General features: G+C 58.3%; 7 protein-coding genes. 3 read left to right on the top strand and 4 right to left on the bottom strand.

Translation table 11 applies throughout. The annotated features are described in order from the left end of the window. Positions 1–180: 180 nt before the first annotated feature. Positions 181–1,359: an acetyl-CoA C-acyltransferase gene (locus VL547_RS22855; RefSeq protein WP_325582362.1), complete on the bottom strand. Its 1,179-nt coding sequence runs from the start codon at positions 1,357–1,359 to the stop codon at positions 181–183. Between the two features lie 75 nt (positions 1,360–1,434). On the opposite strand from VL547_RS22855, the gene VL547_RS22850 reads away from it, so the two are divergent. After that, positions 1,435–2,481, top strand: coding sequence for a quinone-dependent dihydroorotate dehydrogenase (locus VL547_RS22850; RefSeq protein ID WP_325582360.1), 1,047 nt, complete (start codon positions 1,435–1,437; stop codon positions 2,479–2,481). 439 nt (positions 2,482–2,920) lie between these two features. Here VL547_RS22850 and VL547_RS22845 read toward each other — a convergent pair whose 3' ends face one another. Continuing rightward, complete coding sequence (locus VL547_RS22845; RefSeq protein WP_325582357.1) at positions 2,921–3,517, bottom strand: Panacea domain-containing protein; 597 nt, start codon at positions 3,515–3,517, stop codon at positions 2,921–2,923. Between the two features lie 127 nt (positions 3,518–3,644). Beyond that, positions 3,645–4,676 carry a Holliday junction branch migration DNA helicase RuvB gene (ruvB, locus tag VL547_RS22840; RefSeq protein ID WP_325582355.1) on the bottom strand — a complete coding sequence of 344 codons (1,032 nt, stop codon included), beginning with the start codon at positions 4,674–4,676 and terminating at the stop codon, positions 3,645–3,647. Between the two features lie 49 nt (positions 4,677–4,725). On the opposite strand from ruvB, the gene VL547_RS22835 reads away from it, so the two are divergent. Then, entirely contained in the window at positions 4,726–5,775 is a 1,050-nt protein-coding gene (locus VL547_RS22835) for an aldo/keto reductase (protein ID WP_325582353.1), read from the top strand. On the opposite strand, the gene VL547_RS22830 is transcribed toward VL547_RS22835, so the two are convergent. Next, positions 5,721–6,311, bottom strand: coding sequence for a peptidoglycan DD-metalloendopeptidase family protein (locus VL547_RS22830; protein ID WP_325582351.1), 591 nt, complete (start codon positions 6,309–6,311; stop codon positions 5,721–5,723). The genes VL547_RS22835 and VL547_RS22830 overlap by 55 nt on opposite strands. Positions 6,312–6,443: 132 nt before the next feature. On the opposite strand from VL547_RS22830, the gene VL547_RS22825 reads away from it, so the two are divergent. Further along, on the top strand, positions 6,444–9,517 hold a 3,074-nt coding region (locus tag VL547_RS22825), incomplete at its 3' end, for a S41 family peptidase (RefSeq protein WP_325582349.1).

Below are 9,517 nucleotides of genomic sequence, written 5' to 3'. Positions count from 1 at the left end.
GCGGGGCACCGCAAAACGCGGTAAAAAGGTGTAGCACCCCTCGACTATTCCGGGCACGCCGTCAGCCAGCGGACAAGTAGCACCCCTCGACTATTCCGGGCACGCCGCTAGCCGGTGGACAAGTAGCATCCCTCGACTATTCCGGGCACGCCGCCGGGCGGTGGACAATAAAAATTCAAATTAATTCAATAGCTCGATGATCCCCGCGATGCCTTGTCCGCCGCCCACGCAGGCTGTGACCATGCCGTAGCGCTTGCCCAGGCGGCGCAGCTCGTGCATCATCTGGATGGTGAGCTTCGTACCGGTACAGCCCAGCGGGTGACCCAGCGCGATAGCGCCCCCGTTGATGTTGACGATCTCCGGGTTCATGCCGAGTTCGCGGATGACGGCCAGCGACTGGCTGGCGAAGGCCTCGTTGAGCTCGACCAGGTCGATCTGGCTAAGGGACATCCCGGCCTGCTTGAGGGCGCGGGGCACCGCCGCTACCGGCCCGATCCCCATGATACGGGGATGCACACCCGCCGAAGCGCAGGAGACAAGGCGGGCCAGGGGTTTCAGCCCGAGCTCTTTTACCATGTTCTCCCCCATGACGACGACGAATGCGGCGCCGTCGCTGGTTTGGGATGAGTTACCCGCGGTAACCGAACCGCCGGCGGCAAAGACCGGTTTTAACTTGGCCAGGGCCTCGATCGAGGTGTCGGCGCGAACGCCTTCGTCGGTATCGACCACGTAAGATTTTTTCTCCCGCTTGCCTGCGGCGTTCACGAACGTGTCCTCGACGGAGATGGGGAGTATGCCGGGTTTGAAATAGCCCTGTTGTATGGCCACCATGGCCTTTTGATGCGAACGGAGCGCGAATTGGTCCTGGTCCTCGCGGGAGACGTTGAACTCCCTGGCCACCGCTTCCGCGGTAAGACCCATGCTCAGGTAGTAGTCTGGCGTGGTGGACGCCACCGACCAGGCCGGAACGGTTTTCCACCCCGAGGTCGGTACCAGGCTCATGCTTTCGGTGCCACCCGCGATGATGCATTCCGCTTGTCCGCTGCGGATTTTTGCCGTGGCAATGGCGATCGTCTCCAGACCGGAAGCGCAATAACGGTTCACCGTCATACCGGGCACGTCTATACCCAGCGCGCGTACCGAGATCATACGGCCGATCTGCAGACCCTGCTCCGCTTCGGGGACGGCATTCCCCACGATCAGGTCGTCCACCCGGTGCGGGTCCAGCTGGGGTACCGATGCCAGGACCCCCTGGATCACCTCCACCGCCAGGTCGTCCGGACGGTAAAAACGTAACCCCCCGCGTTTGGACTTACCCACTGCCGTCCTGTATCCAGCCACGATAAAAGCGTCTTGCATAAACTAGTCTGATTGGTCCACCTCAAATCTACAAAATTTCCAGGGGCCACCCAACTGTTCTATCTTCGCCCTCCGATGATGTACGCACTGCTCCGCAAGATCCTGTTCCAGTTTTCCACCGAATCCGTCCATCATTTCGCCATGGATTCCCTCCGCGTCGCCGGTGGCGTTCCGCCCATGCGCGGCGCCCTCCGGAGCGCCTACCGGTCTGAGCATCCGGTCACCGCATTCGGGTTGGCATTCCGTAACCCCGTCGGGCTCGGCGCCGGTTTCGATAAAAACGGCCGCTATCTTTCCGAGCTGGATATCCTCGGCTTTGGCTTTGTCGAAGTCGGCACCGTCACCCCGCGCCCCCAACCCGGCAACGACCGCCCCCGCCTCTTCCGCCTCCCCCAGGACCACGCGCTGATCAACCGCATGGGCTTCAACAACGAGGGCGCCGCCGCGGCGGCGGGACGCATCCGCGCGTGGCGCAGCCGCACCGGCACATCCGTGGGAGCCGCGCGCACCGGCGCTACGCCGTCAGCCCTCGTCATTGGCGGTAACATCGGCAAGAACAAGGATACCCCCAACGATAACGCCTCCGACGACTACGTCAGGTGCTTCCGCGAATTGCAAGACTGCGTCGACTACTTCGTCGTCAACGTCAGCTCTCCTAACACCCCCGGCCTCCGCGCGCTCCAGGAAAAGGACGCGCTGCGCCGCATCCTGAGCGAGGTGCAAGCCATCAATAACGGCCACCCGTTGTTGTTGAAAATCGCCCCCGACCTCACCGAAAGCCAGCTCGACGACATCATCGACCTCGCCCGCGAAACCCGCCTCGACGGTCTTGTCGCCACCAACACCACGATCAGCCGCGAGGGCCTGACAACCCCCGCCACGACCGTAGCCAATATCGGCGCCGGCGGTCTCAGCGGCGGCCCGCTAAAACAACGTTCCACCGACGTCATCCACCACATCCACACCCACGCCCCGTCGCTCCCAATCATCGGCTCCGGCGGTATCTTCACCGCCGCCGACGCCCGCGAGAAATTCGCCGCCGGCGCGACGCTCGTGCAGGTGTGGACCGGGTTCATTTACGAAGGTCCCGGTATCGTCAAAAACATTTGTAAGGAATTGTAGGTCTACAATGACGTGGGAATCAATTCTTTTGTCTCCTCGTCGATCAGAGGGCTCGCATGGAGCCCAATGAGGATTTGCTCATAATAGACATCGGATATTTCGCCCGAGAATTCGACTCCACCTGTTTTATATTTTTCAGCGAGCTCTTCAAGAGTAAAAATCTCGCAATCGTTACAATCCACATAAGTATCCCTATCAAAAGGGTTACCATCGTCTTTGGGCTTTATATAGACCAGCGTCTCGAAAGGCAGTCCCCTCGATTCAATAAACCGTCTACGCTTTTCAAATTGCGAAGTGCAACATGTAAAGATCAGCAAATCGTTATTTGTCCGCCGGACACAAATAAAAAAATGGGGCGCTGGTGTATTTATTTTCTCTGTTGAGAAAAAATAGACTTTTTTCTCTTCAATGGATTTCAGGAACACATCGATTGGAAGTCTCACTGCAAAGCGGATAACAAGTTCTTATTTTCGATATAGACTTCCTTTGCCAACGCAAGCGATTCGACGGATTCGTTGAAGGGCCCAATAACGTCATCGCTTTTTTCAAAAAAATCCAGCACGTCCATCTCGAATCGGGACGCTAATTTCTGCTTCAGTGCAGATTCATATCGCTTCCATTCGGGAAAAGCGTGGGAGACGTTACTCAATGAAAACGGCTCCATATGCCCGTATACATTAAATACTTCATCAATTGCTTCGACATCCGTCTTTGAAAAGACCTTTAAATTAGGTTCTTTAGTTGAAGCATATTCGTAATCGGATAATACCGTCAGGAACTCTGAAGTATAGTTTAACTCATCATCACTCAGCGAATACTTGTTATGCTCCAGGATGTCTCTTGTCGTGGAAGGAACGGGGCCTAACGGCATTGCGAAGTAAACGTCGCCGGTAATTGTTCTACCGTATTTCCGCAAGTGCAACCTGTCTGAAAGCCAGATAAGCTTTATGGCCTTCATCTTGTTCATCTGGCCACCAGCTTTTCCTGCGAGATAATTCAGTGCTTGAACCGATTTCCTATGATTGAATCCCCTCATTGATTACAAAGGTAAATTCTTTTACAAAAAAGCATACTAATTTGTTTAGTATTTTTTAAGCCGCCTAACAGAGTATACAATTGAAAATCAATTATATAATATGCTACATTCTACTACATTGTACTATCTAAAAAAGTAGCTGGTCACTACCGCGTGACCCCATCTTCCGCCCCAGATGCGCGTACGCCTTCTCGGTGGCCTCGCGCCCGCGGGGCGTGCGCTTGATGAAGCCCTCCTGGATCAGGAAAGGCTCATAGACCTCCTCGAGGGTGCCGGTCTCTTCACCGACGGCGGTAGCTATGGTGGTGATCCCAACGGGACCGCCCTTGAACTTGTCGATGATGGCGCCGAGGATGCGGTTGTCCATTTCGTCGAGGCCGTGCTCGTCTACGTTGAGTGCGCGGAGGCTGTGCTGGGTGATGGCAAGGTCGATGACGCCGTTGCCGAGGACCTGGGCGAAGTCCCGGACACGACGCAGCAGGCCGTTGGCGATACGGGGCGTGCCGCGGCTCCGGCGGGCGATTTCGCCGGCGGCGTCGGAGGTGATGCGGGTGCCTAGGATGGAAGCGGAACGCGTCACGATCTTTTGGAGGGTGTTGGCGTCGTAGTATTCCAGGCGGGACTTGATGCCAAAACGGGATAGGAGCGGCGCGGTGAGCAGGCCGCTCCGGGTGGTGGCGCCCACCAGCGTAAAGGGGTTGAGGTTGATCTGGATGCTCTTGGCGTTGGGACCGGAGTCGATCAGGATGTCGATGCGGTAGTCCTCCATCGCGGCGTAGAGGTACTCTTCAACCACGGTGGAGAGCCGGTGAATCTCGTCAATAAAAAGCACCCCGTGGGGTTCGAGGCTCGTTAATAGCCCCGCCAGGTCGGCGGGTTTTTCAATGACCGGGCCGGAGGTCTCCTTGATGCCGACGCCGAGCTCGGCGGCGACGATACGGCTGAGCGTCGTTTTGCCCAGCCCGGGGGGACCGTGGAAAAGGATATGGTCGAGGGCTTCACCCCGGAGCTTGGCGGCTTTGATAAAAATCTTCAGGTTTTCGACGATCTGGGGCTGACCGGAAAAATCCTCGATTTCCCGGGGGCGTATGTTGTTCTCGAACTCCCGGTCCGCCGGGCTTTGCTGGTCGCTGCCGCTATTAAGATGGGGATTGCTCATATCCGGCTACAAACCTAAGGCTTTATCTTTAGGGCACAAACTTGAGACTATGAACTACACGTTACTCGGCAGGAGCGGCCTGAAAGTATCGGAATTATGCCTGGGCACCATGGGTTTCGGAACAGAAAACGGCTGGGGCGCGGACAAGGAGACCAGCTTCCGCATCCTGGAAGACTACGCCGCGCAGGGCGGGAACTTCCTGGACACCGCCAACCGGTACAAGGACGGCACCAGCGAAAAGATCATCGGGGAATTCATGTCCCAAAAAGACCGTGACTTTTTCGTGGTCGCCACGAAGTATTCCCTCTACGACAACCAGACGAACCCCAACGCCTCCGGCAACAACCGCAAGAACATGATGCGGAGCGTGGAAGGCAGCCTTCGCCGGTTGCAAACCGATTTCATCGACGTATTGTACCTGCATATCTGGGACCTGCTGACGCCTGTCGAAGAGGTGTTAAGGGGTCTGGATGATCTCGTGCGCCAGGGCAAGATCCGTTACGCCGCGATCAGCGACACCCCTGCCTGGGTGGTATCCCAGGGAAATACCCTGGCGACGCTCATGGGCTGGACGCCGTTTATCGCCCTCCAGGTCGAGTACAGCCTGCTCCAACGCACCCCCGAGCGGGAATTGATCCCGATGGCCCGGCACTTTGGTATGACCCTCACGCCCTGGGCGCCGCTGGCGGGCGGCGCGCTCAGCGGAAAGTACCAGAGGGGCGAAAAAGGACGTATCAAACCTGAAAGCAAGCGCCTGGACGACCGAAGCCGGGCCATCACTGAAACGGTTATACAAATCGCGGACGAGCTCGACGCGAAACCGGCGCACGTGGCGCTGCAATGGACGCGGGCGCAGGACATCCCGTGTATCCCCATCGTAGGCGCCACCAAGCCGGAGCAGCTGGCCGAGAACCTGAAGTGCCTCGACGTGCGCCTGACGCAGGACCAGCTCGACCGCCTCGACAAGGCCAGCGCCATCGACCTGGGCTTCCCGGGTGAGTTCTTTAAGGAAGAAGGAGTGCGCACGGGCAACTACGGCGGTTTTTACAACCGCATAAAACCCAACAGGGGCATGGGATCGGGGCAGTTCTCCAGGTAGTACTCACGCTCCGACGCCCTGCAGACACCGGGATAATCGCCCACCAGCCCCTCCATGTCCAGGATGACCTGGAAGTGGAGGTGTGGCGGCCACCAGCCGTTTTCGGGCGGCGCGCCAAAAGAAGCGATGCGGTCACCGGCGGCAACGATATCGCCGGGGGTGCGGCCGGCAAGCGACGAAAGACCGAGGTGCCCGTACAATGTATGCCACACGGCCACCGGCCCCTCGTGCACCAAAATGAGCGTCGCCCCATAGTCCCCCCGGGCCTCGTTAAACGCAAGACTGTGCACCCGCCCGGGAAAAGGCGCAAACACCGGCGTTTCCACCGCGCCCCATATATCCACGCCCAGGTGTAGCCGACGGGGCTCGGAACCGTCGAACAACGCGCTCGACGCGTAGATCGCGCGCAGCTCCGCATAGCCGCCGACGAGATAACGATTGCCCCGCAACCGGTCATCGATAAACGCACTGAACTTATCTAGGTCGCCAAATACCTCCGGCGAAAGACCCGAGGCTGTGGACAAATCGAGCGGCATAATCCGGTCCGATACAGCATCAAAAGGGACAAGCGGTCGAATCAGACCGGAACGAGACATCCAAAATTGAGTGAATGGTTTTGAGCGCATGTAGACGGGCCGTATATTGCAACATTACTAAAAACGGTAATCATGAAGAAAATCTGGATGCTGACCCTGAGCCTATGCTGCTGCGCGGTAGCCACGCAAGCGCAAGTTACACCCCTTTGGCTACGCTATCCCGCCATATCTCCCGACGGTAAAACCATCGCCTTTGGTTATAAGGGCGACATTTATCGCGTGGATGCCGCGGGGGGCGTGGCCACACCCCTGACGATACACGAAGCCCACGACATGATGCCGGTCTGGAGCCATGACGGCAAATACATCGCCTTTGCTTCGGACCGCTACGGCAACTTCGACGTCTTTGTCATGCCCGCCACCGGCGGCACGCCGGTCCGGTTGACGTACAATAGCGCGGGTGACTACCCATACGATTTCTCCCCGGACGACAAAACGGTCATCTTTGGCAGCGGCCGGAACTCGACCGCTACCAGCGTCCGTTTTAGCATTACCCTGTTCAACAACCTGTACAAGGTGCCCGTCACCGGCGGCCGCGCCGTGCTCGTCAGCGCCGCGGGTATGGAAGACGCCCGCTACAACAGCAAGGGCACGGCCATCGTTTTCCAGGATACCAAGGGCTACGAAGACGAATGGCGCAAGCACCATACGTCGGCCGTCACCAAGGACATCTGGACGTTCGACATCGCCAGCGGCAAGTACACCCGGGTCACGCCTTTCCAGGGCGAAGACCGGGAACCTATCTGGGGCGCCGACGACCGGACGATCTATTATCTGAGCGAACAAAACGGCAACCAAAACCTCTTTAAAACCTCCATCGACGGCGCGGCGCCGACGCAGCTAACGAACTTCAAGGACAACCCCGTGCGTCACCTCAGCCGGTCGGGCGACAATACATTCTGTTTTACCTGGAACGGCGAAATCTATACCATGAAGGAAGGCGGCACGCCCACCAAGGTCGCCATCCGCATCGAAAACGACGGCCGGGCCGGCGTCGACCGGAACCTGCCCATCAACGGCAACATCACCGAATTCACGGTGAGCCCCAACGGCAAGGAAATCGCCTTCGTCAGCCGTGGCGAGGTTTTCGTCACGAGCGTCGAGGGGACCCAAACCAAACGCATCACCAACACGCCCCAGCAGGAACGCATGGTCCAGTGGGCGCCGGACGGCCGCAGCCTGGTCTACGCCACCGAACGCGGGGACAGCTGGGACATCATGCGCGCCTCCATCGAACGCGCGGAGGAACCCTACTTTTACGCCTCGACCCTGATCAAGGAAGAGCCCCTGATCGCTACCGAAGCCGAGGAGTACCAGCCCAAGTATTCCCCCGACGGCAAGGAGGTCGCGTATATCGAAGAACGCAATGTGCTCAAGATCTATAACCTCGCCTCCAGGAAGAGCCGCACCCTCCTGCCCGCGGGACACAACTATTCCTACGCCGACGGGGACTGGGACTTCGTCTGGAGTCCGGACAGCAAATGGATCATCACCGACGATTCGCAGGGTCACTTCGGCCGCTCGCACGCCGCCCTGATCAAGGCTGACGGCAGCGGCACGATCCAATACCCGGTCCTTAGCGGTTTTGGCGAGAACAATAACAAATGGGCCCTTGGCGGCAAGGTCATGACCTGGACCAGCAACCTGGAGGGCCGTAAATCCCTGGCCAACCAGGGATCGGCGGAGTCGGACGTCTACGCCGTCTTTTTCGACAAGGATGCCTATGACCGCTTTGAATTGAGCAAGGACGACTATGCCCTCCTGGAAGAAAAGGAGAAAAAGGACAGCACCAAGAAAAAGGACAAGGAGCTCGTCCTCGACCTGAATGGATTGGAAAACCGTAAGGTACGCCTGACCATCAACAGCTCTTCGCTGGCCGACTACGTCCTGAACGCGGACGGCAGCAAGCTCTTCTATCTCTCCGCCTTTGAAAAGGGCTTCGACCTTTGGGTGACCGAGACCCGCACCCACGACACCCGCATCCTGGCCAAGCTGGGCGGCGGCGGCAGCGGTATCGAATTGAGCAAGGATGGTAAAAGCCTTTTTGTCAGCAACAACGGCGGTCTGGCTAAGATCGACGCCGAAAGCGGAAAGATGACGCCCATCGGCATCAACGGGGAGATGGACCTGGACGCGGCCGCCGAAAGGGCCTACATCTTCGAGCACGCCTGGCGCCAGGTGGAGAAGAAGCTCTACGATCCCAAGATCCACGGCATCGACTGGGCCGGGTATAAAGCTACCTACGCCCGCTTTTTGCCTTACATCAGCAACAACTACGATTTCCAGGAGCTCCTGAGCGAGATGCTCGGCGAGCTTAATTCTTCCCATACGGGCGGCCGATACCGGCCGCGCGCCAGCAACCCCGACCGCACCGCCGTCCTGGGGTTGTTCTATGACGAGACCTATACGGGCAATGGCCTGAAGATCACGGAGGTCATCTCAGGCGGACCGGTCGACAAAGCGACCACCAAGGTCAAGGCCGGCGACATCCTCGAAAAGATCAATGGCAACGCCATCACCGACGACGTGGACTGGGCGAAATGGTTGAACCTGACAGAAGGCGACAATACCTTGCTCAGCATTTACGACCCGGCCAGCGGCAGCCGCTGGGATGAGACGGTGCGGCCTATCAACAAGGGCGAAGAAAACGCGCTCCTCTATAAGCGCTGGGTCAAACGCGAAGAAGACATGGTGGACAAGCTGAGCGGCGGTAAGATCGGGTATGTACACGTGGAAGGCATGGATGACGGCAGTTACCGCGAGGTCTTCGACCGCGTCCTGGGCAAGGAAGCCGATAAAAAGGCGTTGATCGTGGATACCCGTTTCAATGGAGGCGGCTGGCTCCACGACGACCTCAGCACCTTCCTGAGCGGCAAGCACTACCTGTCGTTTGCGCCCCAGGGACATCTCCTGGATGGGGGCGAGCCGATGAACCGCTGGCAGAAACCTTCCTGCGTGCTCATGAGCGAGTCCAACTACAGCGACGCTTTTATCTTCCCCTACGTCTATAAGGAACAAGGTATCGGTAAGCTGATCGGTATGCCCGTGGCCGGCACCGGCACCGCTGTGTGGTGGGAATCCCAGATCGATCCCACGATCGTCTTCGGCATCCCCATGATCGCCACCATCGGAAAGGAAAACCGGCC

Origin of the sequence: Dinghuibacter sp. (assembly GCF_035492835.1) — a bacterium.
In the GTDB taxonomy this organism is placed as follows: domain Bacteria; phylum Bacteroidota; class Bacteroidia; order Chitinophagales; family Chitinophagaceae; genus Dinghuibacter.
Note: the sequence above shows the minus strand (reverse complement) of the source record. Positions and strands in the feature narration are given on the sequence as shown.